The organism is Phycisphaerae bacterium, assembly GCA_017999985.1.
Lineage (GTDB): Bacteria > Planctomycetota > Phycisphaerae > UBA1845 > Fen-1342 > JAGNKU01.
Genome location: JAGNKU010000006.1, coordinates 1 through 26419 on the forward strand (window position 1 = coordinate 1; position 26419 = coordinate 26419).

Consider the following 26419-nt stretch of genomic DNA (forward strand, 5'->3'; position numbering starts at 1 on the left):
ACCTGCGGTTTACAAAACCGCTGCTCTGCCGACTGAGCTACGGTGGCAACTCAATTGCAGATAAACACTTATGATCGCTCTCGCTGACGTTCGTCACCGATCACGACGCTTCTCGCGAAGGTCGGCGCGGTGTCCTAATATACCATGGAAACGCCGCTGCCGCACGGGGAACGCCGATACAGGAAAGGTTTTCAAGGCCGCTGCTCGTGCATGGCCGCAACCAAGAATCACCGCCTAACCACGACGGCCGGGCGCGAACGCGAGCAGACGCGCCAGCGAGCCGGCGAGCTGATCCAGGGCGGCGGAGTCGGGCAGAGTGACCGACAGCTTCAAGCGACCATCGGTGTCATGTTCCACGCACTCCGCTAATTGCCGCCGAACGGCTTCGACCAAGTGCTCCTGGCCGCCCGCCGGCGCTCCGGCGGGGGCCGACTCGGAAGGCGCGGACGGGGGCGTCGGCAACAGTTCTTCGACAAACGCGAACGCGGCACCGAGCAGCTTGCCGGCCGCCAGCCCGACTCGCTCGCGCCGCGCGTAGCGCTCGGCTTCCGCGGTCTGACGGGCTTTCTCGCTCTCATCGACGGGTGCATCGGGCGGCGCGCCCAGGAGGACCTCAAGCCGGTTTTTGAGCTCGCTCGCACCGCTGGCAAGATCCACGGTGTCGACGTCTGACGCAACGTCGAGGGCGGCCAGCGCGAGCTCCTGCTTCGCGGAGAGCGTCCCCAGCAGGTTCTCCTCGATCGTGCCCTCAGTGATCAGGACGTACACCTGCACGGGGTTCTTCTGGCCCATCCGATGCGCGCGCGCGACACGCTGCTCGAGCACGGCCGGGTTCCACGGCAAATCCACGTTCACGACGGTGTCGGCAACCTGGAGGTTCAGCCCGGTCGCACCGGCGTTGGTGGTCACGAACAACCGGCAGGCGGGGTCATTCTGGAAGCGCTGTACCAGGGATTGCCGCTGCTTCTGGGGAATCGAGCCGTCGAGCCGCACGTAGGCGGCGCGCCGCCTACGGATCAGCGGCTCGATCAGCCCCAGCATGGTTGTCCACTCTGAGAACAAGACGATCTTGTGGCTCGCCTCCGCCAGGAGCGCGCCGAGCAGGTCGTCGAGCGCGGCCAACTTGCTCGAATAGCCCGGCTTCTGCTTGTCAACCAGGTACGTGCTGTCGGCCGACATGCCGCACATGAGCAACGCCTTCCGCAGGCGAAGCAGATCCATCTCGCTGATGTAGGGCTTGCGAACAATGGCGCTGACGATCCGCAGGTGCGTCCGGTGCAATTCCAACTGCTCCGCGGTGGGCGCAATGCGGACGAACTCTGTGGACCGCGGCGGCAAATCGCGCATCACCGAAGCGCGCGTGCGTCGCAACAGGATCGGCGCGAGCCGCTCGCGCAGCTCGGCGAGGTTCTTGTACCCCAGCACCTTGCCCTTGTCGTCCACGACCCGGTGACAATTGAAGAAGCGAAACACGGGACCGAGCCGCCGGTCATCGATGAACTCCACGACGGAAAACAGCTCATCGAGCCTGTTTTCCAGCGGTGTGCCGGATAGCACCAGCGCGTAGCGGGAACGCAGGCCCTTGATCACGCGGCTGGTCTGCGCCTCCCAGTTCTTAATGCGCTGGCCCTCGTCGAGAATGATCAGGTCCCACGGGGCCTGCTCGATCGCCAGGATATCCCGCAGCACTTGTTCATAGTTGCAGATGGTGAAGAAACACGCGTTGCCGTATTGGCGGGCCCGCTCGGCGGCGCTGCCCAGCACGAGTTGGCAGTCCAGCGCGGAAAACCGCCGAATCTCGGCGCGCCATTGCGACTTGAGCGTCGCGGGGCAGACCACCAGTACCCGGCGGATGTTGGCCTCGCGCCGCAGCAGCTCGGCCACGCCGATGCCCTGGATCGTCTTGCCCAACCCCATGTCGTCGGCGAGGATCGCCCGGCCAGCGCCGTGTCCAATGACGCCGGAGGGTGGCGAGTATCACGCCATCGTCGTGTCCGCACCAGGTTACCGCGGCCACGTTTGGCGCAATCGGGTAAAACCACCGCTTTGCCGACTGAGTCAAGGTGGCAAACGATCGGCTGCAAGCAACTTATGGCACGCCCGTGGCGCCCGGGAACTGCTTGCCGTCGTCGCCGTGGCCCCCAAGTATATCACCAAATTCGCCGTCAAAGCATCTGGCCAGCCGGGCCGCGTGGCGCCAGCTGCGCCCCTACGATCAACAATCACCCCCGCCCCCCAAAGCCGTCGCCAACGCTCAGCGCGCAGCCGTGTAGCCGAGCTGGACCAGGGCCTCGTCCTCGTTCGCGGCGAACTTGAGCACCTTCGTCAGCTTCATGATCTCGAAGACCTTCATCAGCTCCTTGCGCAAGCTGCAGATGATGACGGTGCCCTTGATCGCCGTCGATTTCTTGTGCAGGTTCATCAGCACGCCGATCGCGGCCGACGCGAGGAACTGCACCTTCCCGAAATCGAGGATCAGCTTCTTGACGTCCATTTCGTCCACCAGCCGGTAGAGTTCTTTGGCGATCGCCTCAATCTGCTGCGCCTCGAGCAGCCGGGCCTCCTGGAAGTCCACGACCGTGACGTCCCACATTTTCTGAACCAGGATCTTGGGGGTGGTGCTCATGCGGCTTCTCCGGCGTAGAACTCGACATCCGCTTAAGTCAGCACCCGCATTGTACCGTTCCGGCGCCGACTGGCACGCGGAATCCGTCGCCGGCGACCCGGCACGGCGCGTTTTCCGCGATTCACTGGCGGCAACCGTCCGTGACCCCGGCCCATCCGTAAGCGCAACTCCGACGCGCCACCCAGGCCAGGTCAGGCCGCTGTGGCACGCACGCGCTGCCGTGCGCCGCGGCAGCATCACGCCAGCCCGCGGAGCGCGCACGTCGGTCCACGCGGGCAGGTTGGCGACACGAAGGTTCCATGCGGTCATCCGGCAGCCGACGTGCCGGACATGAAACGGAGCGCCGGCGGCGCGAGGCGGCGCCGCACCGAGCAAGGTCCGCTGCGGCGCGTTCGCGGCGCTGGCTCCAGCGGCGCGCCCGCGCGTCAACAACGGACGGATAAACGAGCGCGATGCGCGCCCGGCCGCGGTCGTCGCCGAGGTCACGCGTGATAATGCTGCCGCGCCGCACGTCGGGCGGGCACGCCCGGGTGCTTTTTTGCCTTTTTCGCGACGCACGCCGTTCGACGAATCGTATATTCCCCAATGTGACACCGGCTTCCCTCACCAGTTTCCAGGCGTGCGGCGGCGGTGGGCAACCGATGCTGCACGTGAGGGCGGTCTCATAAAGACCGAAGAACGATGGACATGACAACCCTCCAAAACCAACTGACATCCATACGGGCAAGTGACAGTGAGCTTGCCGAGCGTCTGTCTGAGCTGGATGCCAAGCTCGGAGTCTGGTTGTCGATTGTCGAGGCGGGGCACGCCGCGCTCCTTGAGGTGGCCCGGAAACTCGTGCCCAACGCTGTGCCCCGCGAGGCCACTGTACCCCTGGTGACGCCCGAGCCCCCGGGTGCGACGCCCGCGACGCCGAGTGCGGATCCCGCCACGTCGGCGCCCCTGCCCGCCGACGAAGCGTTCCTCCAGACGCTCGACCACGAGACCGCCCAGGCGATCCGGGTCCGGCGGCGGCTGTGTGGGGGCAACCGCAGCGTCCAGCAGCTCCTGGAGGAATACCGGGCCGCGCAAGCCCAGCAGCCAGCCGAGCAAGAGAACAAGCCGGCGGCGGGACGTGGTTGGTGGAGACGAAAGAATGACTAGCACCACAGGTAAACTGCTGGACGTGCCCGATCTGAAGGTGGCAGAGATGGAGTCCCTCGGCCGGGCGGTGATCGCGGAAATGCGGGCGATGCGCGAGCTGCTGGCGGCGCGGACCACGGCCCTGGAGGACTGCCGCAACGCCCTGCTCGAGTTTGAGAAGGAGCTCACGCAGCGCCACGAGGAAGTCGAGCGGCGCGAAAGCGAGTTCTGCGATCGCTACGAGCAGCGCGAAGCCGATCTGACCGCGCGCGAGCAGAAATGCGCGCAGTCGGAAGCCCAGGTCAGCGCCGAGACGAAGCGCATCGCAGCCGCGCAGGCCGAACTGAAGCAGCAGCAGACCGAGCTCGAGCCGCGGCTGAAGTCCGTGGCCGCCGCGGAAGCTGATCTGGCCAAGCGCGCGGCCGCGCTGGTTGAACAGGAACAGCAGGCCGCCGCGGCCGCCAGTGCCTTGGAATCAAAGCGGACGGCGTTGGAGGAAGACCTGGCCCGCACGCGCGTTGTCGAAAGCGACCTCGCCAAGCGCTCCGACGAAGTCGCCGCGGCCAGCGCCGAGGTGGAGAAGCTGCGCAAGACGTTGACTGCCCGCGAGCAGGAACTGTCCTCCGAAAGCGAGGAGTTGCAGCGGCAGGCGGCCGAGATGCAGGCCCAGCAGGCCGCGCTCGAGCAGGCGGCTGCGGAACTGGAGCAGCGTCGTGCCGCGTTCGACGAGGAGCAGGCCGCGCTGCAGCGCGCCCAGGCGGAAGCCGCCACGGCCCGCAACGAACTGGAGAGCGCTGCCACGAACCTCGCGAGCCTGCAGAAGCAGCTCCAGGCGGAGCTGGATGCGCTGGCCGCGCAGAAAGGCGAGCTGCTCGCGAGCCCCGGTCAGCCCGAAAAGGGCAGTGGCGGCGGGAAGCGCGGTGCGGCGGCGCTGAAGCCCGCGGACCAGAAAGCCAGCGAGTCGCTGGAACGGTTCCAGAAGCTGTGCCGCGACGCCAAGCGGAAGGCAATTGGATCAGTGTAGAGCCTTGTGAGGTGAGGATCGGGCCGTGAACCTGACACTGTTTGCCGGTAGCAAGAAGGCCGCGAACGCGCGGAGTTCGCCACTCCACGGCGACTTCGTTCCCGCGGCACCCACGAAACCGGTCGCGGACCTGCTGGAGCAGGCGTTGCGAGCGGGTCGCCTCGGGCACTTCGTGGCGCAGCCCTCGCCGTGGGCGAACCAGCCGCGCTTCGAAACCGTGCTGGCCGAAGCCGCCCGCGCGATCGATGAACGCTTCGCGCTGGTGCCGGCGGGAATCGTGTCGATTCCCCTGACCACCTGTGATGATCCCGGTCAGCCGGAGACGGACTGCGAAACGCAGGAGTTCATGCTGGCCCGGCACGCTGTGACCAATGCCGACTTCCAGCACTTCGTCGACGCCGAGGGATACCGCGACATGAGTCTGTGGCCAGAGGAAATCTGGCCGCACCTCATCAGCTTCAAGGACATGACCGACACGCCGGGGCCGCGCTACTGGCAGAACGGGCGCCACGATCGACGGCTGGCCGATCACCCGGTGGTGGGGATCTCGTTCTATGAGGCGGCGGCCTATGCGCAGTGGGCGGGCTACCGGCTGCCGACCGAGGCGGAGTGGCAGATGGCCGCCAGTTGGCAGATCCGCAGCGAGGCCAATGTCCACCAGCGCTATCCGTGGGGCGACAGTCTCGACCTGCAGCGCTGCAACATCTGGGCCTCGGGGCACAACGGCACGCTGCCGGTGGGGGCCTGTCCCGGCGGCGCGGCGCCCAACGGTGTGCTGCAGCTCATCGGGAACGTGTGGGAGTGGACGAATTCGGATTTTCTGTGTGCGGACACGAACGGTCAGCGGGTCGTGGGGGACTCGCGCATGAACAGCATTCGCGGCGGGGCGTTCGATACGTATTTCGCGTGGCAGGCCACGGCGACGTTCCGGACCGGTCTGGCCTGCGTGGCGCGCTCCAACAACGTCGGGTTCCGGTGCGCGCTGCACGCGGTGGTGTGACCGGTGGCGTTCCCCCGACGGACGGGACCGCGCTGAGGAGATGACTGTGGCAACGGCGACTACCACGACAAACGGCATGCGATGCCTGATTTGCGGGACACTCAATCAGTCCCAGGCCGTCTTGTGCACGGGCTGCTCCGCGCCGATGGCGCTGGGGCACGAGGCCGAGGGCCAAGAGCGTGAGCCGCGGATCGTGAGCATGGTCGGCGACAGCAATGTCGGCAAGACCGTCTACCTGGGGTTCCTCCTGGACATGCTCTCGCAGCGTTCCGACGAGTTCGAGGCGGTCCCGCGCGGACCGTACTCGGTGGACCTGCCGCAACTGGTGATCAGCCACATGGCACACCGCATGTTTCCACCGAAGACGCCCATGGAAGCCAACCAGTGGAACTGGGCCTACTACCAGGTGCGCCGCCGGCAGCGCCGCGCCAAATGGGTAGACCTGGTCATGCCGGACATGGCCGGCGAGGCAATCGCCGCAGAAGTCGCCGCGCCCTCGACGTTTCGCGTCATCGACAGTCTCCTGAGCAAGTCGGCCGCCATTCTGGTGCTCGCGGACGCGGCGCTGGCGGGCAGCGGCTCCGCCCAGCCGGACTTCTTCGCCCTGAAGATGCTGAGTTACATCGATGGGATGTTCCCGCGCAAGCAGAACAAACGGGTGCCGATGCCAATCGCGATCGTGCTGACCAAGGCCGACTACGTGCCGGAGTGCTTCGACAACCCGCGGCAGTTCGCGCAGGCCAACCTCAACCGCATGTGGCACATGGTCGAGAGCCGCTTCGAGCGCGTGGAGTTCTTCGCCAGCAGCGTCGTGGGCTCCCTGGGCTACGCCACGAGCGAGGAGCAAAAGTACGTGACGCCGATCCCCCTGCACACCGCTCTGCGCGGCGTCCTGGAGCCGTTTGGATGGATCCTCGACCAGATGTAACCGGCGTGCGGCCGCACGCGGACGCCGTCGTCGCCGAGCAGGCCGTCTTCACGTCGATCCGCTCGCCGTGGGGCCGCGGCTATCGGCTCATCGCCAGCAGCCCCGGGATCAGCCCCGAGGAGAAGCGCGAGATCGTGCAGCGGGCCCCCTCGCACCAGAGCATCTGCGACGCCTCGGCGCACGGCTGCGGCCTGGCCAGCTTCGCGATGCAGAGCGGGCGGCGCTGCATCTTCTGCGCGCAGAACGCCGGCGTCGAACACAGCGCCCGCGGCGACCACCGCGTCCACACCCACGTGTTGATCCTCACGCCAGCCGACTACTGCCGCCTGCGCTGCGATCCCCTGGCCATCTGGACCGCCGCGCGCGCCGCCCTCGCCGGCAAGTGGCTGAGCGAAGAGCCACCCGTCGCCCTGGCACAACTGGAACTCGACGCGCGCGCCGCGATCGAGTACCCCGCTGCCCCCGCTACGTGGTCACCGAGCACGGACGACTTGGACCGCCTGCTCAGTGTCCTGTTGCACCTCCTGGGCGGCCGCCGGGTGCTCGTCCAGGGCCCGCTCGACGCCTTGGGGGTGCTGGCCTGGATCTGGTCCGGCGTGCCGGCGGCGCTGCGCGCGGCGCTCTCGCTCTCGTGCGGGCTGCGTTACTCGCCGGGGCGGAGCTTTCCGCTGATTCTGCTCGAGGGACCGTGTAGCGAGGCGGAGCGGAGCGGCAACGGCGCGGAGTTCACGGTCGTCGACTGGGCCGCCGCGACCCGGCCGGAGGCGTCGGAGTTTGATCCGTGGCTGAGCCTCGTGCGCCGGTACTGGGCGGCCGGCCGCTTAGCCGAATTGAATCCGATCTCGGCGGAGCTGACGGAGGCATGCACTGCGCCGGTGCTGGCCCGCGTGGCCGGGCTGTGCGCCGATCACGCGCGGCTGGCTGACGCCGATCTGGAGAGCATCGATGAATTGACGGCACGCCACGCGCGCAGCGCGTGGACGAATGGCACGGGCGCGCGGCTGTACGCAGAATTCTGCCACGCCGCGGCCGGGCGGCGTGAGCAACTGCAGCAGCAAGCGGAAGATGCCGGCGCGGCGGCTCAGGATTCCTGCGCCGGGATTCGCTGAGCGGCGCGGCCGGCACCGGTGAGCGGCTGCCGACCCAGGCGCACCGCAGGGAACGCAGCGGTTTACGCCCGCATCATCCGCGTCGTCAGGCGTGGGACGTGGCGCGAGCGTCAGTCCTCGCACCGACCCGGCCAGCCCTGCGGCAGGTCAAGCTTCATGAGCCACACGCGCTCCTGGCCGACGTCCTGCCCCCAGTTGGACGCCCACACGACCCGTGATCCGTCGCGGGCGAGGCTGGCGTGCGTTTCCTCCCAGTACGCTCCCGCGGTGCCGTACACCTTCGCGAGATAGAAAACGCGCGGGTTTTGACGATCAAGACGCACGAGCGTAAGCGTGCGATCCAGCCAGTTCTGTTCGGGCCGGTCCGGCTCCGTGAACGTCGAGACCAGGCAGTAACCGGGCAGATTGCATGAAATGTGAATGCTGCTGTTCAAACCCACCGGCGAGTCCGAGTCATAAAAGAGCCGGATAAGCGGCACGCGTCCGGTGCCGGCGTAATCACCTCCGGACTCCAGGATCGGCAACGTGGTCGAGTCGAGCGGGATCAAATCGATGAAATCGGTCTGGGTATTCTGCATGACGATGATCTCGCGGCCCTCGCTGTCCAGCCCGACGTCGGCGTGCGCAATGCCATAGTCCAGGCGGTGGAATTCCGTCAGGTCGTGATTGGCCAGCGTGAGACCGGTCAGCGGCGCGCTGTTGTCCCAGTCGGCGCCGATCAGCACCCACGTGCCGTTGGGCGACATGCCAACCCAGTCGATGCGCGCCTCCTCCGCGGCCAGGGCGCGCACACCCAGCACGTGATCGGTCTGGCGATCCCAGGTGAACAGGTAGCGCGCGCGGTAATCCTCCGCGGAGCCCTGCAGCAGCAGTGCCCAATAGCGGAAATCCTGCGACGCTTCGCCTTCGTCCCGCATGGTGATGCGGTACAGGTCAGGGTTCGCGTTCAGGATCGGCGCAAGCGTCGGCTCGGTGGCGAAGTCCTTCACGGTCGTGACGGCGCCGCTGGCAACGTCAACGGCCACGATGCGGAACTCCTGCAGCCCCCACAGCAGCGCGGGATCGATCGGGTCCCAACGGGGTTCCTCCACGGTCACCGCGCGGACCAGGCTGGGATCTTGATCGTACGGCACCGTGTCCGTGCGGTAGATGCGCCACTCACCGTCGGGCAAGTACATCAGCAGGATCAGCGTGCTGTCCGCATTGAACGGATCATGCCGCGCGTATTCGTGCCGCAAGCCGACTGTCTGCGTCACGCGAACCTGCGCGGTTCCGAAGCGCGTGTCGGTCACGGCCTCACCGGCGGCAGGAACGTCGGCCGCCACCAGGGGGTACGTCGGGTTGTCGCCGGACAGTGGCGCAGGTACTTCGACGAACGCGACGTCCGCCGGCTGATTCGCGTCGCCGTTCGCGTCCGGCTCGTTCGGGTCCGAGTTCTGTGCCGGGCAGCCGAGCAGGGCGAGCCCGACCAGTCCCAGGCCCATCCTCTGCACGGACTGCCCAAAAAACGCTGGCCCGTTCATGAGTCTCCTCCAGCGGACGTGTGCCTGTCGCTGCCGCGATCGCCGATGCCAGCAATCACGGCGCGCAACTGAGCCGGAACGCGTCGTCCAGATTCAGCGGCAACACCAGCGTGTGAAACCCACGATCCTGCGCATCGTCGCATAGCGCCGTCCGCTCGGCCGCATTGTTCACATACGCGCCGGCGTACTCGGCGTTGAACACCGGCTTGCCCGCGTCGATGAACGGCTGCAGCGCGTCGCACTCGTCGTACTCGTGACACTGCTCGTTCACGCTGAAATCGAAGTACGCCACGAGCTGCGAAATCTGGTCGAGGTCGTTCTTGAGTCCTACGCACAGGCCGCGCGCGTGGGCCTCGTCGGCGATGAAGCGGTTGAAGTCGAGCTGGTCCTGTGCGGTCAGCGGGAAACCGCTGTCGTTCACGTAGCCGTCGACGTTGTCCGGCTCGACGCAGTCGCAGCCCTTTTCCACCGCGAGGTCCAGGCGCGCCAGCATGATCTGCCGCACGTTCGCCGCGCGAATGTCGAGCCAGCGTTCACCGGCCCATTCTTCGAGCGCGTTGCCCAGCGCGGCGGCCGCGAATTCGTTCGCGTCCGCGCGGAAGTCCTCGTACGTGCCCGCCGAGAAATAACAGATCACCCGCCGCCCCTGCCCGTGCAGCTCGTCGATCAGCGCCGTGCTTGTGTCAAACAGATCGATGTCATACGCGTCCACGTCATAGGTGATGTTGATCTCATTCGCGGCGCTGGGCTGAAGCTGCCACTGCCATGTCGTGCCCACGTCGGGCTTGTACCAATCGCCGCCCGCGTCCGCCGGCGTATTCGTGTCCGCCGGCGAGTTGCCATCGGCATTGCCGTCGCGCGGGCAACCAAACCACGCGATCGCGAGCCCGAGCAAGACCACGAGACACGTTCGCTGAATCATCTACGCATCCGCCGCACGGTCGTGACCGGTCGGCGCCGCCCGCCGGCTCACGCCCAGCAGGAACCCGAGCACGATCGCCAGCAGCGCCGCGATGAAGACCCGCCATTCCGCCGGCATCGAGTAATTAAACGTCTGCGCCGCGATCCAGAACAGCAGCGTCTTCGGAATGAACGCCAGCAGGAACTGGGCATCGGCCTGGGCAGCATACGCCCGCAGGCTCCAGGTTCGCCACCGGCCCTGAATCAGAAAATCCAGGTAAGTGTGCGTCACCATCATCCCCCAGCCGTACATGCCCAGGCCGTTCAGCCAGAAGCTCTTGGAGAACGCCAGCCAGAGCGACTCCGGCACGCCCGGCACCCGCCCCGGCCACAGACTCGCCCCCACCAGCCCCTCCACCGCCGCCGAAAACGCCGGGAACGCCACCGCAAACCACATGCCGAACAGGCCCCACACGGCGGCCCGCTCCAGCGGCCGATCCAGCGCCCACGCGCCAGTCTTCAGCCGCCGCTTGAGCAGTTCCCCAAATGTGCCCAGGAAGAAGAGCTTCACGAACCCGGCGGCGAAGGGGTGCGCCTTGCTCAGCCCGGCAAATGCGGCGGGCCAGCCCAGCGCGAAGACGATGATGGCCGTCGAGCCGAGCGTGTAAACGGCAACCGTCAGGTGCCGCGGCTGAAAACGGCCGGACGCAGCCAGAGTTCTGGGGGTGTACGATGCGCCGGTCACACAGCGCTCCCGCAGCGGTACCGGCGCCCGAACATCATGCGGCCGTTCGCACGATCTCGCTTGCGGCGTTGAATAGTAAGGCAAATCGGTGGGGAGGGGAATGTCCGCACGGCGTGCTAGGCACTCCCTTGGCATGCGGCGCGCACCGCGGGCAACAGCAGCAGGCCGATTTGCAGCACGCTGAGCAACGTCCCCACTGGCACGTACCAAAGTGACAGAACCGCGCAGCCAAGCATGGCCCACCAACCCCACGGCGATCGGCCGCCAAACCCCGCTGCCGCAGCCAGCCACGCAAGCCCGAGCAAGATGAGGCCCACTTTCACGACCGTGGAACGCGGTTCCAGACCAACCCCACGAACCAAGTGTGCCCAGGGCCCGAGCCGGCCGGCGTGTCGCCCGGCGTTCGGTGTCACGTAGTCCCCCACCACCAGCGCCCGACCGCCATCAAACAGCATCCACCCCCCTTCCAGCACGCCAAGCCCGACGATGACCCAACCCAGCCAAGGCACGCGGCATGCTCCGAAATTCGACCCGTAGTTACGCACTGACGAGCAATTGATACTAGCAAGCACCCGGCGTCGTCGCACGGTGCGCGAACGGCTCGATCGCGGACGCCAAGCACGCCGCCTAGCGCTTCAGACTGTCGACCACGATGCCTACAAACGCATCAGGATCGAATCCACCCTCGTTCTTCGCATCAAAGTCCTTCGTCGGCTTCGCGGCGATGATCTCATCACGCGTCTTGCCGGCGTCGAGGAGCTTCTGCACCCGGTCGCGAAGCGTGGCCAGCATGTCGCGGAACGTCCGCAGGTCCGCCAGCGTCGCCAGCGGCCCGTGGCCGGGAATGATCCGCGTCTGGTCGTCCGCGAGTTTGGCGATCTGGTCGAGCGCCCGGATCATACCATCGATGGACCCGCCGGCGTTGAGATCGATGAACGGGTAGCACTGGTTGAAGAATACGTCCCCGGCGTGCAGCACATTGGCCTGCTTGAACTGCACGATGCTATCGCCGTCGGTGTGCGCGGGGGCCAGGTGCAGCACGCGAATTTCTTCGCCACCGTGATACACGGTCAGGGCGTCCGTGAAAGTCAGCGTCGGCAGCGCGGCGGCGGGCGACGGCGGCACGCGGCGGTCGAGGTTGCGCAGCACCTGCTCGCTGCTCATGCGCTGCCGGACGTTGGCGTGGGCGACGATGCGGGCACCGTGCTGGGCGAGGTACTCGTTGTTGCCGACGTGGTCGAAGTGCCAGTGCGTGTTCACGACCATGCGGATCGGCTGCGCGCTCAACTCCTTCACGGCGGCCAGCAGCTTGTCGCGCAATTGACTGTACTCGCTGTCCACCAGCAGCACGCCGTCGTCCGCGAGCGCGACCGCCAGGTTGCCGCCGGCGCCGGACAGCATGTACACATGGTCCGCGAGGCGCGTGGACTTAAACTCGATCCGCGGCTGCTCCTGGGCCAGCAGCGGTACGGCGATGACGACGGAAAGCAGCAAACACGCAGCGATGCGGCGGTGTGTGGCGTGCATTGGCGAATCTCCCATCGAGCCACGGGCGCGACCACCCTGCCCTGCCAGCGACGATCGCTGCCCTGCGTAAGTCAGCATAGTCGCGGCCCGGTCTGCGTACGCCGCCGGCGACAAGAATCGACAAGGCCTTGTCAGCCGGACATGCCCGTGTGGACGCAGTCCAGCCGGCGCGCCGACAGCAATCGGTGGTGTACGCGTGGGGCTTGCGCGCGGCGTCAGGCCGGCTTGCTCGGCTGGTCGCGGTCGAAGTGCGGGAGATCGTCGGGGATGTCCATGGCGAATTCGACGAGCCCGGCACAGCGCCCCGCCTCGAACCAGGGCATCTGGTGAATCATGCGTTTGCGGCCGTTCTTCGTGATCGTGTAGTGGTTGGGCCGGCCCTCGGCGATGAGCCGGGCGATCTGCGCGCTGGATTCCGCCTTGTGGCAGTCGCGCAGATTCTTACCGACTAGAGCCAGTCCGCCGTCTTTGGCGTACTTCTCGGCGGCGGTGGAGTTCAGGAAGAGTATCTTCCCCTCGTGATCGCAGACGATCATCGAGACCTTCAGACCGTTGATCCAGGCTGGTTCCACGCTCATCCTCGGCAATCTCTTGGAACTCGAAATCCAAGGCCATTTGACCTGCCCGGCGATCTGATTTCAATGCCCCCGCCAGGCGCGAATGTCGTGTCTCCGGTTGGCGGACATGGGGACCCGGCTGTCGTGCTGCGTGACGACTACCATGGTCTTGCTCTTCCAGTCTGGAAGAGCAAGTCGTCGAAGCTGAATGGCGTGGGTTGACGGACATCGTCGCCAGTGAAGCGGGGCGGACCGCCGCGGGCCGACATGCAGTCCGGCCGCGTACACATGCGGCCGCCGAGTAATACGGCTGGGATGCACGGAAGCCCCATACGGCGCTCTGCGTGATTCGGAACGGCGCGTGATACACACGGCTGCCACTCGACGTTGCAAGGTTGGCAATCGGACGTGCCACTCGCCTTTTTGAAGTCACAGACTGTGACTTCAAGAAACCGTGGCGGCAAGCGCGCGGGGCGATGGCAATCTGCATGCAGGGCTCTGCAAGCTCCGCTTGATCGGCCCGCCAAGCATTCAAATCGCGCGTGAGCCAAGGACACGGCCGCTTTGACGGTCCACCGCCTCATGGAAATACGATGGGTGTTCGTACGTCTTCACCCCGGCGGAACCGAGCTGGTGAGCGGCCGTGCCACACTCCCGCGAGGCGGCCATGCCGCCATGAGCCCCACACCAGGCCGGCCACGCCGGAACCCAGCGCGTATGCCGCTACGTCGAGCGCGTCTGCGGTGGTACGGAACACAGCGGGAAAGAGCGGCGCTATGACCTCGAAGCAGACCGACCATACCACAAGATGAAACAGCAACTCAAACGCCGTCGGGTATCTACTCCGCTGGCGGACGCCAAGAAGACAATTTACGAGCAATACCGGTGGCAGAAAGAGGGGAATACAAAGGAAGTCGTTGAGGTAGTCCGGGAAGAAACTAATGTACGCTCCCCAATGAGGTTTCATAAACCAGCGGTTCGCCAGGTAGATTGTCAGGGCAGTAAGACATACGGGGTCGAAGCAATACTTGAATGAACCGGGAGCCCCATCGCGCTGTTTGTCCATGTCTAGTGCCCGCTACTTGCAGGGCCGAAGAAGAAGCTGGGCACCAGGTGCACCATGATCAGGAAGGCAGCAACAAGTGCTATGGCCAGCATCCAGGCGATCCGCCGCAGCGACTGAGCACGCAGATCCGGGACTTCCATTAGGTAGGTTGTGACGTCAGCCGGGTTGAATTGCGTCCCGCATTCGGGACACCTGGGCTCAGATAGGCCACGCAAGTCGTAGTAACATACCTTACAGAACATCCTACTGTTGCTCCCTGCTGACGAGGCACCGGCAGTCTGGGCGGCGTACCGTTGTACGCGGCTCGGCGGGAGCTTCGCCCGCCCTACACCGGCGGGACGCCGGTGCCACAGCCCACGCGCCACAGTCCGCGCTCCAGCCTCCGCACGCTCACCCTGTCCTCTCCCTGCGAGGGCGACCGTTTATTCACCTCCGCCGCTTGCGGCCGGGCCTTTGATTTCCACCTCCCGCACACAGTCGATCACCGTGCCATCGACCCACTTGATCGCCGCGACGATCTCTTCGCCGAACTTCGGCGGGTCCGGCGAGGCGATTTACCCGCCGCCGGCTTCCTCCGAGGACAGATATTCACGGATGCGATCCACCTCGACAATCCACAGCTTGTGGAGCGGCGCAGCACTCTGCAACCCGCGCAGCAGCGTGTGGACACAGGCTTCCAGCAGAGCGAGACTCGGTCTGGCGGGTGGACGGAATACAACGATGCCGGCATACTTGTCCGGGGAAAAGCGCAGTGGGTTGGCAAAATCCAGATCGAGCGTGACCAGGCAGCGGGCTTCTGCCGCGCAGTGCGCGATGAGCGTTGCATCCGGCGCGCCGGCAAGCTGCTCGTCGCGCGTGGAAGCGACATCGTGCCCCGCCTCGGCGAGCAGGCGACGCCCGCGCTCGCCCAGATTCTCGTCCAACTTGATGCGCATTCGTCACCCCGCGAGGTTGAGGTATCGCTCGCGCGACATTTCGGCGCCGTACGCGATGCACGCGTAGATGTCGGACTCGGTCAGGCCGGGGTAGTTGTCCAGCAGTTCGCGCATGCTTGTGCCACTGGCTAACAAATCAAGAACCAACGAGACCCAGATGCGCGTCCCCCGGATGCACGGCTTGCCAAAACACACCTGGGGATCGATCGAGATCCGGGCCAGCAGTTCTTCACGGGTCATGGCAGGCACCTCACAAGCAATTATACCTTGCCGGGTGGCTCGGCGGGAGCTTCAACCACCCCGCACCGGCGGGATGGCAGTGCCACACGGAGCGGCTCAGCGTGAGCTTCGCCCTCCTACGGCCGACTCGGGGGTCGGCCGCTACTCCCCACCGCCGCTTGTCGCCGGACCCTTGATTTCCACCTCGCGCACGCTGTCGATCACCGTGCCATCGACCCACTTCACCGCCGCGACGATCTTTTCGCCGAACTGCGGCGGGGCCGGCGGGCCGCCGCACATGTCGTCCACTTCCTTTTTGATCTCCTGGATCGTGCGGATGGGCAGCTTCGAGCCGGACTCCTTGATCGCCGTAATGAGGTCCTGGCGGCGCGGGTTGATCGCGATGCCGCGCTCCGTGACGATCACGTCGATCAACTCGCCGGGACCGACCAGCGTCGTCACGTTGTCCACGATGACCGGGATGCGGTCGCGGACGCTCGGGATCGGCAGGATCACGCACGGGCTGGCGAGGCAGTTCTGCCAGCCGCCGATGCCGTGCAACAGCCGGCCGTCGGAGTGCGTCACGACGTTGGCATTGAAGTTCACATCGACCTCGGTCGCGCCCAGCACCGCCGCATCGACGAACGTCGCGAAGTGCCCCTTGCCGTGCCAGTTGTACGACGTGAACGGCGAGGTCATGACGTGCCGCGGATTGTCGCGCATCGAGCGGACGCCGTGCAGGTCGAACGTCTGCCCGTCGAGGATGTAGTCGGTGAGGCCCTCTTCGAGCATCTCGACGAGGTATTTCGTGCTGCCGCCGCGGATGAAGCGGGCCTTGATCTTGCGCTCGCGCATGTAGTCGCGGAGGTAGATGGCGAAGCCCAACGCCGTGCCGCCGGCGCCGGCCTGGAAGCTGAACCCGTCGCGCATGATGCCGACGTCGCGGACGAACTGGGCGGCCATCTCGGCGATCATCAGGCGGTCGGGGCTCTTGGTCAGCTCGGTCGTGCCGGAGACGATTTTCGCCGGGTCGCCGATGACGTCGAGGACGACGACCTGGTCCACGTTGTTGCCCTGGATCTGCCACGGCACGCACGGGAACGGCACGAGGTTGTCGGTGACCATGATCGTGTGGTCGGCGTAGAGCGAATCCACCAGCCCGAAGCCGAGGCCGCCACACGCCGACGGGCCGTTGACGCCGTTGCTGTTGCCGAACGGGTCGCAGGTCGGGGCGGCGAGGACGGCGATATCGATGTGGATCTCGCCATCCTGGACGCACTGCCAGCGTCCGCCGTGCGAGCGCAGGACGCCCAGGCCGCGCATCTTGCCGGTGGAGCAGTAGTCGCCGAGGGGGCCGTTCATGCTGCCCTCGATGTGGTGGATGACGCCGGACTCGATGAGCGGGATGAGCGGGGCGTGGCACGGGAAGCACGCGGAGGGGAACCAGATGAGATCTTTGACGCCGAGCTCGGCCGCGGCCTGGAAGAGCGGGACGCCGATCTTGTCGCCGTTGCGGAAATGGTGGTGCGAGCTGATGCGCATGCCGTCGCGGAGGCCGGCGTTCTTCAGGGCGACCTTGAGGGCCTCGACGGCGGTGGAACACGAAGCCGCCCGCGCGGGAACGAGGGCACGTGGCACCTCGATCCCTTGATCCCTCGATCCCTGGCTCCCTACCATCGCCGCCACCACCTTGTTCCCATCGCGCGGGAAGTCGTTGGATGAGCGCACCGGCGGCGCGGCCTTGCGGGCGGTCGGCGTATACTGCCCGACGCCTTTGAACGGCACCTGTTGCTGGCCATTGACGATGGTCGGGACCATGCGTCCCGCGGCGTTCTTGACGAGCTGGACAGACGATTTCGACATGCGGTGCATCCTCTCCAACGGCGGACACGAAGCGCGCACGCGTCGGCGGGTGGTCGCCCCGCCAGCGTGTAGATCCGCCATTTTCGACAAAACGCTCTGGAATGCAAAGGGGGCAGTAGGGCAGGCCTCTGTGCCCGCCAAGGCGGACGCGACGCGGCGGCGGTCCACAGAACCCAAAGCGGCAGCGCCGGGCCCGCGCAGCGTGCAGGAGAAGCACTGCTCAAGAGCAGTGGCACAAGGCCAGTCCGCGTGGCCCGTCGGAACCCGCAGCACCAGCGCCGGGTCCGCGCTGCATTCTATGGCAATGGCGCCAGCCGCACGTTGCGGAAGTGAATCTCCGCGCCCTCCGATTGCAGGCCGATCTTTCCTGGCGTTTCCTGCACGTCCGTCGCTTCGTTCAACACCTCGCCGTTCACGCGCAGCGTGATCGTACCGTGATCGACGGTGATCTCGTACTCGTTCCAATCGCCGATCGGGCGCTCGGCGCCGTGCGTCTTCTTCGTGTTGCGGCCCTCGGTGCGCGCGGGATCGACCTTCATCGGGAACTCATCGATGTTCCAGAAATCGCCGGCGTTGCCGCTCTGAAGCTGGGCCTCGACGCTTTTCGGCCAGACCTTGTCCGGGCCGATCAAACGCAGCAGCACGCCACTGTTGCCAGCCTGCTTCGTGACCGGGTTGAAACGCCATTCGAGCTTCAGCACATAATTCGTGTAGTCCGCCGTCGTGCGGATGTAGCCCACCGGCTGGCCCTTGCAGACCAGCACGCCGTCGGCGACCGTCCACACTTCATCCATCTTCCCGCCCTCGGGCAGACACGCCTGCCAGCCCGTCAGGTCCTTGCCGTTGAACAAGCGCACCTCGCCCGGCAGCGGCGCCGCCAAGTCACGGACGCGGATGTTGCGGAACCAGACCTCGTCGCCATGATGCTGCAATGCGATGTGCCCGCGCGGCTGGAGGCCAAAGCCGTCGTACTCGCGGAACTTGCTGCCGGCGATGAGCTTCTTCCATTCATCGCCGACGAGGCGGCACTCGACCACCTTCTTGCCGTTGAGCCAGTGCTGCACGACGCCATCCTGGACGCGAATCCGCACCTGATTGAACTCGCCCGCAGGCTTGAGCACCTTGCCGGCGACGGCCGGGCAGAGATCGAACATGGATCCGGCGGAGTGATTAGACTCCGGCGCTTCGCCGGCGCCGGCGTCGTCGAGAATCTGGTATTCCGGCCCGGTCTGCCATGTCTCGTCGTTCGCTTCGGTGACGCGGTAGATGATGCCGCTGTTGCCCTTGGGCGCGACCTTCCATTCGAGCGTCAACTCGAAATCGCCATACTGGTCGGCGGTGATAAGATCGCCGCCGGTGGCGCCTGCGACAGTCTTCAGACACCCGTCGGCAACGACCCAGCCTTCGGTGGGAAAGCTCTTCTGCTTGTAGCCGCGCCAAGCCGTCGTGTCCTTCCCGTCGAACAGAACCTTCCAGCCGGCGGCTTGCTCGGCGGGAGTGAGCTGCGATCCGGCGGGCGGCTTCGCCGGCTGCTGAGCCAGCGCCATGGCGGCCACGCATGCGATCAATCCTGTGCTCAGAAAACGGTGTGCGATCATGATTGCATCCTCCAACGGCGCGCGACGCTGAACGTCAGCGGCGCACCTAATAGCCGCGGTATCCGTTCAAGCCGGGCATTCTCGGTGATTTCTACTACCATGCAAAGTGGCCCGATGGCACTACGCCCGCGGCCGGAGCGCGGTCAGCCACAGGTTGTCGCCCAGGCGCGGCGCGAAGACCTCGCCGACCTCGAAGCCGGCCGCGCGGACGAGCCGGCCCAGCGTGTCCGGCGTGAAATACTGCACATGCTCCGGCCAGCGGTAGCCGGACCAATGTGCGCCGCGCCACCGCCGGAGCAGGCTATCGTAGTTCGGCACCTTGATGAACAGCGCGCCGCCGGGGCGCAGCAGATTGAACGCCTGCCCGAGCAGCTTGGCCGGCTGCGGGTCATGCTCAAGGAAGCTGATTGCCGTGATCACGTCGAAGGACGCCGGTGCGAGGGCGAGGTCTTCAAGGCGGCCGATCAGCACGCGTTCATCGCCCAACCGCCAGCGGGCCTTCGCGGCCATCTTCGGCGACAGCTCCGTGCCCATCGGGTCGAACCCCGCCCGCAGGGCGACCGCCGCGAAACGCCCGTCGCCGCACGCGATGTCCAGCAGGCGACCGCCGCGCACGGTGCGCCGAATGCGTCGCACGGCCCGGCGTTCGCGACTGGGCTTGAGCAGCATGAGCGTGTAGGTGTAGATGCGCGTGAACGGGTTCCGCTGCCAGCGCTCCCAGCGTTCACGGGCGAAAGATGCATTCCATTCGAACTCGGTCTCGACGCGCTCGCCGGTCGGGATGTCGGGCAGGTACGCCAGGTGGCACGCGGCGCATTCGACGAGCCGCCAGGGGCCGCGCGTCAGCAGCAGGCGGGAGTCGTCGCCGCCACACACGGGGCACGCGCGGTGCATGACAGCGGGCGTCGCGGCGGGCGTTTCGTTGGCTGGTGATGACAGAGTCAGATCCTTTCAGGTTGCCGGCTGACGGTACTGCCGCGTCGGCGGATGGAGCGCTCGGCCCAAGCCCCAGGGTTCAGCCTGCTATTGTGCCGGCCCGGGGCAATTTCTGCCAGTACGGAGGGTGGTATGGGCATCCCGCCCGTCGGGGTGGTATGGGCGTCTCGCCCGTTCTTCCCCCTGCCCTGGGAACGGGCAAGATGCCCGTACCACCCAAGCCAAGCGCGCGCACCGCTGCGCTAACGCGCGACCTTGTACCGGAGCCACACGACGCCGCCCTTGAGCTTCTCGACCTGGGCGAGCTTCGCCCCGACCACGCCGGCGGCGGATGTCAGATCGGGCGCCAGGAACAGCCCGCGTGGGGTGGTGCCGCCGACAAGGCTCGGCTGAATCAGGATGCTGACTTCGCTGATGAGCCCCGCGCGGAGCAGCGCGCCGTTGAGCGTGCCGCCGCTGTCCACACGCACGACCTTCACGCCGTAGCGGGCGTTGAGCTCTTCCAGCGCCCGGCGCAGATCGACCTGCGCGCGACCGGTGATAATGCAGTCAATGTGTCGGCGTTTGAGGTAATCGCGATACTCCCGCGGGGTCGCGCGCGAACAGAGCGCGACCATGCCGCGCCAGTACGGCGCCTGCCGCAGCGCGTGCCAACTGCGCACGCGCCCACGACTGTCGGGCACGACGAGCAGCGGGCGCTTGTCGCGCGGCTTGACCGGCGGAGGCTCGAACGCGGATGCATCCTCCGGCGGTACCGGGTCCGGGGCGGCCAAGATCGTGCCGGCCCCGACGAGCGTGGCATTCTCGCGCCAGCGCGGCACCAGGCCGTAGTACTGCGCGAGATCGATATTCAGCCAATCCATCCGGCCGTCGACGCTGACGGCGTTATGCAGAATCACACGCGGCAACACGGGCGCTCTACCTCCTCAATACGCGGGACAGCCACCGCAACGGCGATGAGCAACAACTCCGGCACCCCCGTCAGACGAGAATCTCGCAGAAAAGACTCGACTCGTCCACCTCGATGAGCGTCCGCTGCCGGAACGCGAGGCCGTTGCTCAGGGCGAGAAACTCGTCGGCGCTGATCGTGCGGGCGGTGAAGCCGTCCTTGCAGACGATGTGCCCGTCGCGCGTAGCCGCTTCGTCGATTTCACCCAGCAGCCCTTCCGCGGCCTGCCGACGAAACCAGTCCAGCCGGTGCGGCCAGAAGCGCTCGGCGTAGGTGGACAGCAGGACGCGTCCGCCGGGGCGCGTGACGCGCAGGCTCTCGCGAATGACGGCGCGCGGCTCGACGTGAAACGCGGACAGGCCGTTCTGGATGCAGACGACCGCGTCGAACGTCGCGTCGCGCAGGCCGAGGGCGCAGGCGTCCATCTGCAGCAGCCGGCAGTTCGGCCGGTCGCGGAGCAGCTCGCGGCCCAGCGCGAGACTGGCGGCGGACGTGTCGATCCCCACGACCGAGCGGGCTACGCCGGCGAGCCGTGCAACCACGCGGCCATAGCCGCAGCCGAGTTCGAGTACTGCGTCGGTCGGTCGGACGCGGGCCAGGACGTGCTGGATTTCAGCTTCAAAGTACTGCTGCACGCGCAGCGGAGCGATTTCATAGCACCGGCGAAGGCGTTCGGCGGAGAGATGGTCGGAGTAGTAGCTCATCGCCTACGGTTGACAGAATATTGATTGCGGATCGCGCGAGTGCGTAGCGGTCTCACTCAGCGATTGAATTCGGTATCACGGTCTCAGACTGCTCGCTCGGTTCCGGCGGCCGCGGGAAGACCTGCCGCACGCGCGCCCACCGCTCATCTCGCTCCACCAGCCGCGCCTTGCGCTCCTGGCGCTCCGCCTCGCGCTCGCCCTCGATCTCACCCTCGAGCGTCATATACAACGCAACGGCGGCATCCAGTTCGCCCGCCGCGAATGCCTCCTGCCGAAGCACACGCTGCTGGGTGTCGTAGAAGGAAACCACGAACACATCCCCCTCCGGGTCCGCACGATCAAAGTCCGTCTCCATGACAACGAGCACGTCCCCGACCTGCTTCTCGCTGCGCAACTGGAGGCGATCTACGCCCTGATGCCATAGTTTTCCGACGAGGATCGTGTCAAGCAGCGCTGTGCGATCGACCTCGCTCTGCATGGTCGTCAAATGCTGCCAGCCGTAGTCGTATGCCTGCTGCTCTTCCGCTGCCAGCCGCTCGGGCATCGGCTTCACCGCGAGCCCCGTGCAGCCGCCGAGTGCCAGCACCGCAGACACGATCGCAAACCGCCCGTTCATCGCACTCCCTCCGTCAGGTAGACCCCTGCGCTCACGCCCCGCGCTCGTCGGACTTACAACCGAGTGTCACGAATCACCTTGCGAATCAAGCTCCGCGAGCAACTTTCCCACCTCGCTCTGTAACACGGGCAGTTTCGTCTCAATCACGTTCCACACGGTCGCGGGTTGCAGGCTGTCGTAGCCATGCACGAGCACGTGGCGGAACCCGATGATGTTGCGGTGCTCCGGAATGCGCCGAGCCACGTCGGGTGCCACCCGGTCCAGTTGCAGCACGGCCTCCCCGATGATCTGCAATTCGCGCTCCACCGCCGAACGAAACCCGCGCTCCTGCGCATAGTCGTCCACCGCACGCCCCGCCGTGAACTCGCGCCGGAACTCGCACGAACTGAGAATGTCGTACAGGTATTTCTGCGCGTCATGCGGCATACACTGGCCTCCGGCTCTCGTTCAACCGGCGGAGAAAGTACGGGTTGCGTGGAGCATCCGCCTCGACCAGATCGACGGGCCGACCGAAGAGCTCGGACAGGGCGCGTTGCAATTCGAAGAAGGTGTCGAACCGCTGCTCGGCCGGCAGGTCGCGAAACTCGACCAGAAAATCCAGGTCGCTGCGCGCGGGATCGAATTCGCCGGTAGCCGCGGAGCCGAAGACATCAAGCCGCGCGACGTGATAGCGACGGCAAAGTGCCGTCAGTTCCGCGCGGTGTTGGTCGATGAGCGGGAGCATCGCACGCTCCTCACGAAGCAATCGCTCGATTTACGAACACCCCCATTGTAGTCGTCGGCGAGGCCAGACAGAAGCGGGCAACGACGTTTGCCCGTGTCGCCGCCGTGCTACTTCACCAGCCCCAGCGCCTCCGCCAGCCTTACTGTCCGCAACGCCCGCTTGACCACCGGCGGGTCGATCATCTTGCTGCCGAGCGAGACGACGCCGAGGCCCTTCTCTTCCGCTTCCTTGAACGCCGCCACGATCTTCTGGGCCTTTTCCAGCTCCGCGGGCGCAGGGGCGAAGGCCTCGTGGATGACGCGGATCTGCCGCGGGTGGATGCAGCCCTTGCCGTCGAAGCCGAGCGACTTCGCCTCCAGCACGCTGGCGCGCAGGCCGTCCATGTCGCTCACGTCGGAGAAGACCGTGTCGATCGGCTGCACGCCGGCGGCGCGGGCCGCGTTCACCACCTGGCAGCGGGCCCAGAAGCTCTCGCGCCCTTCGTTGGTCCGCTGCGTGCCGATGTCGGCGGTGTAGTCCTCCAGGCCGATGGTCAGCGCGCAGGTGTTCTTCGACGCCGTCGCGATCTCGTACGCCTTGATCGCCCCAAGCGCGCTTTCGACGATCGGCATGAGATACACCGGCCGCGTGCCACCGCACTTCTTCTGGACCTGCTGGACGCGCGCGTCGACCTGCCGCACCTGCTCGGGGTCCTCGACCTTTGGAATCAGGATCACGTGCACGTTGTGCGGCACGATGAAGTCGAGATCGACCAGCCCGCGCTCGCCCTGGTTGATCCGCACCATGCGCTCCGCGCCCTTGAAGTCAATGCTGCGCAGCGCGTTGCGCACCATGAGCCGCGCCTCGTCCTTCATCGGCGGCGCAACGCTGTCCTCCAGGTCCAGGATCACGCCGTCCGGCTCGTGCAGGCCGGCGTTGAGCATGAACTTCGCCTCGTTGCCGGGCAGATACAGCCGCGAACGGCGGAAGCGGTCGCGTTCGGTTGGATACTGCGCGCCGGCGACGAACTCCGGGAGCAGTTCGGGCACGGCCGACACCGACGTCGTGCCGTCGGGATGCAATCGCCGGACTGCCGCTTCGAACCGGGCCATCTGCACCCACGGCAGCGCGCCGGCGTCTTCCATCTCGACGGTGGCGTTGGGCACGCCGAGGTGCGTCAGTCCGTCGCGGACGAGCTGGCGCGTGGCCTCGCCGTACATCACCTCGACCTTGGTCTTGAGCTGCAACTGGATACCGCCGGACGCGGTCGGCGTGATCTTCACCCAGCAATCGGAACGGACATCCGTGCCGCGCCGGCCGGCTTCGGCGGTGCGGCCGATCAGGTCGTTGTTCGTCATAGGTATCTCACCAACGTGTAAGCTCAGCCGCGATTTCCCAGCCGCCGGCTGAACTGCTCAGTATAGCGGCGACGGGCCGCGGCATGAAGCCGGCGGCACTGCAGACCCCCGCGCGAACCAGCGCACAGTCCGGCCAGCTTGGCGCCTCAGTGTCTTGGTGGTGAATGCGGAGTTTGGAGGTCCAGTTCCAGATACGTCGCGGCGGCGTGCGGGTTATAACGGTACGGCGCCACATCGACGAAGCCGAGGCCGCGGTACAGCTCGATCGCCGCGGTCATGTAGGAGAATGTGTCGAGTCGCATGTGCGTGTAGCCCATCTGCCGCGCGGCGTCGATCACCGCGATCGCAAGCATCCGGCCGAGGCCGCGACGACGAAACGCCGGCCGGACGTAGAGGCGCTTCATCTCGCAGATGCCGGCGGGGTCGGACGCCGGCGCGTCACCTTCCGCGAATGGCCGCAACGCTACGCACCCAGCCCAGGCCTCTACTTCGCGCGCGAGGAGCAAACGCCCACGCGGCGGTGCGTACGCCCCCGGCAAGCCGGCGAGTTCCTGCTCGAAACCCTGAAAGCAAAGATCGACCTTCAGCCAGTCCGCGTATTCGCGAAAGAGCTCGCGGACGGTGGGGATGAGCTCCGGCACGTGTGCGGCCATCAGTTCCATCGTGAAAGCGCAGTATAGCGACCGGCACGCCGGCGCGCACGCCGCCGGAATCGGGTAGCATGTCCCGCTGATTCGGGAGGCACGACACGATGGACGAGCCGATCTTCGGGGACAAGTCTCACCGGCCGAACGACGCCGATCTCGCGCAAGCGCTGGGACGCACCAAGCGCTACTGGGACGCGTTGATCGTCGCTGCGCAAGAAGCCGCGCCGAGCGCGACCGCAACCTGGAAGCACTACGGCGGTAAGAGCGGCTGGACGTTCGTCGTGCGCGGCAAGCGCAGCAATGTAATCTACATGCGCCCGCTCGCGCGACACTTCATCGCGGCGTTTGCCTTTGGCGCGGCCGCGGTTGAGGCCGCGCTGCAATCGGACCTGCCCGCGCCAATCATCGAGCTGATTCGCACCGCTCCGCAGTATACCGAAGGACGCGCCGTGCGCATCGCCGTGCAGACCGCCGCCGACGCCGCAATTGTAAAGCGGCTCTTGACAATCAAAGTGAAGAACTGACCTGCCGCCGCATTTCCGCGCACGCCGGTCGTTTTCTCGGTCACACACGCGCACCTGGCACAGCCGCGCCCGCCAGGCAAATAAATCTCGCCCGCCGACGTTTTCTATTGCAGGTGTCGACGCTGTAGCGAGGTCGGAGCGTGCTCCGGCCGCGACCGGCACCGGAAAGAGGAGACCGGATCATGCATACGACGCAAGCACTTGGGATGCTGGCAGGGGCCGCGCTGGTCGCACTGGCACTGTTTGGGCTGCCAGGCGGCTGCACCGACGAGACGGACGTGAGCAGCCTGGTCGAGACATTGACCGCGGGCCTGGCGGCTGTCGCCGACACGGACGACGAGGAAACCACGTCCACCGCATCCGAAACAGCGAACACGGACGAGGCTGAATCAACCGCGAGCGAGGATGAGCTGTTCTTCCCCGACCCGCCACCGTCGCCGCACATGCGGCACCACGCCGTGCCGCTCACCGAAGAGCAGCAGGCCGCGCTCGCCGCCGTGCAGGAAGCCTTCGACGCCGGCGAGATCACGCAGGATGAATACTGCGCACAGATGCAGGAAATACTCGGCGATCCGCCATGTGATCTGCCATTGCCGCCGATCGCGCTGACCGAGGAGCAGCAAGCGCAGGCGGAAGACATCTACCAGGCGGCGCATGACCAGATTGTCACACTGCACGCGACGGCCCGCGAGAACGTGCTGGCCCTCCTGACCGAAAAGCAGCGACAGGCGCTCGAAGAGCTCTCGCAGCCGCCCGCCTTGCCGGAAGGTGCGGCGACACCGCCGGAGCCGTTGTGTCCGCCAACCGAGAATTCAGCCTGCGCTCGGCCGGCGGACGTGCCCCTGGCGCCGTGCCCAGAGCCACCGGCAGCGTTAGTTGAGCTGGAGGCAATCGACGTCGCCGGCGAGGACCTGCCGCCTCCGCCTCCGCCGGGTGGACGCGGCCCCGCATACGGCCCGCGGGGTCCGGAAGGCCCCGGCGGCCGGCACGGCCCGGCTCCGCTCTGCCTGAGCCCGGACACGATCGAGACGCTGGGATTGACGGATGAGCAGGTTACGGCGATCGAGTCGCTGCACGAGACACTCCGTACGGCGACGCAACAGGTCCGCGATGATGCCACGACGGCGTTCGAGGCGCTCCTGACCGAGGATCAGTTGGCGGAGTTGGACGAACTACCGCCCCCACCGCCCCACCATTGGTGGTGATGGTCCGAGCTACGCAGCCCGCAGCGCCGGGCAGG

The 26419-nt window shown here is 66.3% G+C and carries 27 protein-coding genes; 7 read left to right on the plus strand and 20 right to left on the minus strand.

What is annotated here, in order from left to right; translation table 11 throughout:
• Nucleotides 1-234: 234 nt before the first annotated feature.
• Both KA383_09305 and KA383_09310 read right to left on the minus strand, forming a co-directional pair.
• Nucleotides 235-1917, minus strand: coding sequence for a DEAD/DEAH box helicase (locus KA383_09305; GenBank protein MBP7746320.1), 1683 nt, complete (start codon nucleotides 1915-1917; stop codon nucleotides 235-237).
• 337 nt (nucleotides 1918-2254) lie between these two features.
• A complete protein-coding gene (locus KA383_09310) occupies nucleotides 2255-2626 on the minus strand; it encodes an STAS domain-containing protein (protein ID MBP7746321.1) in 372 nt (123 codons plus the stop codon).
• Between the two features lie 687 nt (nucleotides 2627-3313).
• Here KA383_09310 and KA383_09315 point away from each other — a divergent pair.
• The 5 genes from KA383_09315 to KA383_09335 are packed head-to-tail and all read left to right on the plus strand — an operon-like array spanning nucleotide 3314 to nucleotide 7809.
• Entirely contained in the window at nucleotides 3314-3769 is a 456-nt protein-coding gene (locus tag KA383_09315) for a hypothetical protein (GenBank protein MBP7746322.1), read from the plus strand.
• On the plus strand, nucleotides 3762-4772 hold the full coding sequence (locus KA383_09320; protein MBP7746323.1) for a hypothetical protein: 1011 nt from the start codon (nucleotides 3762-3764) through the stop codon (nucleotides 4770-4772). The genes KA383_09315 and KA383_09320 overlap by 8 nt, the downstream gene beginning before the upstream one ends.
• A gap of 25 nt (nucleotides 4773-4797) precedes the next feature.
• On the plus strand, nucleotides 4798-5772 hold the full coding sequence (locus tag KA383_09325) for an SUMF1/EgtB/PvdO family nonheme iron enzyme (GenBank protein ID MBP7746324.1): 975 nt from the start codon (nucleotides 4798-4800) through the stop codon (nucleotides 5770-5772).
• A gap of 46 nt (nucleotides 5773-5818) precedes the next feature.
• A complete protein-coding gene (locus tag KA383_09330) occupies nucleotides 5819-6700 on the plus strand; it encodes a hypothetical protein (protein ID MBP7746325.1) in 882 nt (293 codons plus the stop codon).
• A complete protein-coding gene (locus KA383_09335) occupies nucleotides 6679-7809 on the plus strand; it encodes a hypothetical protein (protein ID MBP7746326.1) in 1131 nt (376 codons plus the stop codon). The genes KA383_09330 and KA383_09335 overlap by 22 nt, the downstream gene beginning before the upstream one ends.
• Before the next feature lie 110 nt (nucleotides 7810-7919).
• On the opposite strand, the gene KA383_09340 is transcribed toward KA383_09335, so the two are convergent.
• From KA383_09340 to KA383_09425, 18 genes are all read right to left on the minus strand, one after another.
• Nucleotides 7920-9332 carry a hypothetical protein gene (locus KA383_09340; protein ID MBP7746327.1) on the minus strand — a complete coding sequence of 471 codons (1413 nt, stop codon included), beginning with the start codon at nucleotides 9330-9332 and terminating at the stop codon, nucleotides 7920-7922.
• Nucleotides 9333-9387: 55 nt separating this feature from the next.
• Nucleotides 9388-10254 carry an endo alpha-1,4 polygalactosaminidase gene (locus tag KA383_09345; GenBank protein ID MBP7746328.1) on the minus strand — a complete coding sequence of 289 codons (867 nt, stop codon included), beginning with the start codon at nucleotides 10252-10254 and terminating at the stop codon, nucleotides 9388-9390.
• Nucleotides 10255-10977, minus strand: coding sequence for a hypothetical protein (locus KA383_09350; protein ID MBP7746329.1), 723 nt, complete (start codon nucleotides 10975-10977; stop codon nucleotides 10255-10257).
• Between the two features lie 116 nt (nucleotides 10978-11093).
• Complete coding sequence (locus KA383_09355; GenBank protein MBP7746330.1) at nucleotides 11094-11486, minus strand: hypothetical protein; 393 nt, start codon at nucleotides 11484-11486, stop codon at nucleotides 11094-11096.
• A 118-nt stretch (nucleotides 11487-11604) separates the two neighbouring features.
• Nucleotides 11605-12504 carry an MBL fold metallo-hydrolase gene (locus tag KA383_09360; GenBank protein ID MBP7746331.1) on the minus strand — a complete coding sequence of 300 codons (900 nt, stop codon included), beginning with the start codon at nucleotides 12502-12504 and terminating at the stop codon, nucleotides 11605-11607.
• 215 nt (nucleotides 12505-12719) lie between these two features.
• Nucleotides 12720-13082: a PAS domain-containing protein gene (locus tag KA383_09365; GenBank protein MBP7746332.1), complete on the minus strand. Its 363-nt coding sequence runs from the start codon at nucleotides 13080-13082 to the stop codon at nucleotides 12720-12722.
• Between the two features lie 1599 nt (nucleotides 13083-14681).
• Nucleotides 14682-15062 carry a DUF5615 family PIN-like protein gene (locus KA383_09370; GenBank protein ID MBP7746333.1) on the minus strand — a complete coding sequence of 127 codons (381 nt, stop codon included), beginning with the start codon at nucleotides 15060-15062 and terminating at the stop codon, nucleotides 14682-14684.
• A gap of 3 nt (nucleotides 15063-15065) precedes the next feature.
• Nucleotides 15066-15302 carry a DUF433 domain-containing protein gene (locus KA383_09375; GenBank protein ID MBP7746334.1) on the minus strand — a complete coding sequence of 79 codons (237 nt, stop codon included), beginning with the start codon at nucleotides 15300-15302 and terminating at the stop codon, nucleotides 15066-15068.
• Nucleotides 15303-15443: 141 nt separating this feature from the next.
• Complete coding sequence (locus KA383_09380) at nucleotides 15444-17144, minus strand: citrate lyase subunit alpha (protein ID MBP7746335.1); 1701 nt, start codon at nucleotides 17142-17144, stop codon at nucleotides 15444-15446.
• Between the two features lie 296 nt (nucleotides 17145-17440).
• Nucleotides 17441-18742: a DUF1080 domain-containing protein gene (locus tag KA383_09385; protein ID MBP7746336.1), complete on the minus strand. Its 1302-nt coding sequence runs from the start codon at nucleotides 18740-18742 to the stop codon at nucleotides 17441-17443.
• A gap of 120 nt (nucleotides 18743-18862) precedes the next feature.
• Nucleotides 18863-19636, minus strand: coding sequence for a class I SAM-dependent methyltransferase (locus KA383_09390; protein MBP7746337.1), 774 nt, complete (start codon nucleotides 19634-19636; stop codon nucleotides 18863-18865).
• A gap of 284 nt (nucleotides 19637-19920) precedes the next feature.
• Nucleotides 19921-20589 (minus strand): RibD family protein, encoded by a 669-nt coding sequence (locus KA383_09395; GenBank protein ID MBP7746338.1) that lies wholly within the window; start codon nucleotides 20587-20589, stop codon nucleotides 19921-19923.
• Between the two features lie 70 nt (nucleotides 20590-20659).
• Nucleotides 20660-21331 carry a class I SAM-dependent methyltransferase gene (locus KA383_09400; protein MBP7746339.1) on the minus strand — a complete coding sequence of 224 codons (672 nt, stop codon included), beginning with the start codon at nucleotides 21329-21331 and terminating at the stop codon, nucleotides 20660-20662.
• 52 nt (nucleotides 21332-21383) lie between these two features.
• The gene (locus KA383_09405; GenBank protein MBP7746340.1) at nucleotides 21384-21947 is read right to left on the minus strand and encodes a hypothetical protein; all 564 of its coding nucleotides are present in this window, start codon (nucleotides 21945-21947) and stop codon (nucleotides 21384-21386) included.
• A 66-nt stretch (nucleotides 21948-22013) separates the two neighbouring features.
• Nucleotides 22014-22373 (minus strand): DUF86 domain-containing protein, encoded by a 360-nt coding sequence (locus KA383_09410; protein MBP7746341.1) that lies wholly within the window; start codon nucleotides 22371-22373, stop codon nucleotides 22014-22016.
• Nucleotides 22363-22671: a nucleotidyltransferase domain-containing protein gene (locus KA383_09415; GenBank protein ID MBP7746342.1), complete on the minus strand. Its 309-nt coding sequence runs from the start codon at nucleotides 22669-22671 to the stop codon at nucleotides 22363-22365. Before KA383_09415 ends, KA383_09410 begins: the two co-directional genes overlap by 11 nt.
• 107 nt (nucleotides 22672-22778) lie before the next feature.
• The gene (locus KA383_09420) at nucleotides 22779-24008 is read right to left on the minus strand and encodes an HpcH/HpaI aldolase/citrate lyase family protein (GenBank protein ID MBP7746343.1); all 1230 of its coding nucleotides are present in this window, start codon (nucleotides 24006-24008) and stop codon (nucleotides 22779-22781) included.
• A gap of 146 nt (nucleotides 24009-24154) precedes the next feature.
• Nucleotides 24155-24670, minus strand: a complete 516-nt coding sequence (locus KA383_09425; protein ID MBP7746344.1) for a GNAT family N-acetyltransferase — start codon at nucleotides 24668-24670, stop codon at nucleotides 24155-24157.
• An 89-nt stretch (nucleotides 24671-24759) separates the two neighbouring features.
• On the opposite strand from KA383_09425, the gene KA383_09430 reads away from it, so the two are divergent.
• Nucleotides 24760-25179: a DUF3788 family protein gene (locus KA383_09430; GenBank protein ID MBP7746345.1), complete on the plus strand. Its 420-nt coding sequence runs from the start codon at nucleotides 24760-24762 to the stop codon at nucleotides 25177-25179.
• 182 nt (nucleotides 25180-25361) lie between these two features.
• Complete coding sequence (locus tag KA383_09435; protein ID MBP7746346.1) at nucleotides 25362-26384, plus strand: hypothetical protein; 1023 nt, start codon at nucleotides 25362-25364, stop codon at nucleotides 26382-26384.
• Nucleotides 26385-26419: the final 35 nt, after the last annotated feature.

Coding starts and splice junctions, on each gene's coding strand:
- KA383_09305 (MBP7746320.1), bottom strand. CDS start 1,917: ATGGGGTTGGGCAAGACGATCCAGGGCATCGGCGTGGCCGAGCTGCTG.
- KA383_09310 (MBP7746321.1), bottom strand. CDS start 2,626: ATGAGCACCACCCCCAAGATCCTGGTTCAGAAAATGTGGGACGTCACG.
- KA383_09315 (MBP7746322.1), top strand. CDS start 3,314: ATGACAACCCTCCAAAACCAACTGACATCCATACGGGCAAGTGACAGT.
- KA383_09320 (MBP7746323.1), top strand. CDS start 3,762: ATGACTAGCACCACAGGTAAACTGCTGGACGTGCCCGATCTGAAGGTG.
- KA383_09335 (MBP7746326.1), top strand. CDS start 6,679: ATGGATCCTCGACCAGATGTAACCGGCGTGCGGCCGCACGCGGACGCC.
- KA383_09340 (MBP7746327.1), bottom strand. CDS start 9,332: ATGAACGGGCCAGCGTTTTTTGGGCAGTCCGTGCAGAGGATGGGCCTG.
- KA383_09345 (MBP7746328.1), bottom strand. CDS start 10,254: ATGATTCAGCGAACGTGTCTCGTGGTCTTGCTCGGGCTCGCGATCGCG.
- KA383_09360 (MBP7746331.1), bottom strand. CDS start 12,504: ATGCACGCCACACACCGCCGCATCGCTGCGTGTTTGCTGCTTTCCGTC.
- KA383_09365 (MBP7746332.1), bottom strand. CDS start 13,082: ATGAGCGTGGAACCAGCCTGGATCAACGGTCTGAAGGTCTCGATGATC.
- KA383_09370 (MBP7746333.1), bottom strand. CDS start 15,062: ATGCGCATCAAGTTGGACGAGAATCTGGGCGAGCGCGGGCGTCGCCTG.
- KA383_09375 (MBP7746334.1), bottom strand. CDS start 15,302: ATGACCCGTGAAGAACTGCTGGCCCGGATCTCGATCGATCCCCAGGTG.
- KA383_09380 (MBP7746335.1), bottom strand. CDS start 17,144: ATGTCGAAATCGTCTGTCCAGCTCGTCAAGAACGCCGCGGGACGCATG.
- KA383_09385 (MBP7746336.1), bottom strand. CDS start 18,742: ATGATCGCACACCGTTTTCTGAGCACAGGATTGATCGCATGCGTGGCC.
- KA383_09390 (MBP7746337.1), bottom strand. CDS start 19,636: ATGCACCGCGCGTGCCCCGTGTGTGGCGGCGACGACTCCCGCCTGCTG.
- KA383_09400 (MBP7746339.1), bottom strand. CDS start 21,331: ATGAGCTACTACTCCGACCATCTCTCCGCCGAACGCCTTCGCCGGTGC.
- KA383_09405 (MBP7746340.1), bottom strand. CDS start 21,947: ATGAACGGGCGGTTTGCGATCGTGTCTGCGGTGCTGGCACTCGGCGGC.
- KA383_09410 (MBP7746341.1), bottom strand. CDS start 22,373: ATGCCGCATGACGCGCAGAAATACCTGTACGACATTCTCAGTTCGTGC.
- KA383_09415 (MBP7746342.1), bottom strand. CDS start 22,671: ATGCTCCCGCTCATCGACCAACACCGCGCGGAACTGACGGCACTTTGC.
- KA383_09420 (MBP7746343.1), bottom strand. CDS start 24,008: ATGACGAACAACGACCTGATCGGCCGCACCGCCGAAGCCGGCCGGCGC.
- KA383_09425 (MBP7746344.1), bottom strand. CDS start 24,670: ATGGAACTGATGGCCGCACACGTGCCGGAGCTCATCCCCACCGTCCGC.
- KA383_09430 (MBP7746345.1), top strand. CDS start 24,760: ATGGACGAGCCGATCTTCGGGGACAAGTCTCACCGGCCGAACGACGCC.
- KA383_09435 (MBP7746346.1), top strand. CDS start 25,362: ATGCATACGACGCAAGCACTTGGGATGCTGGCAGGGGCCGCGCTGGTC.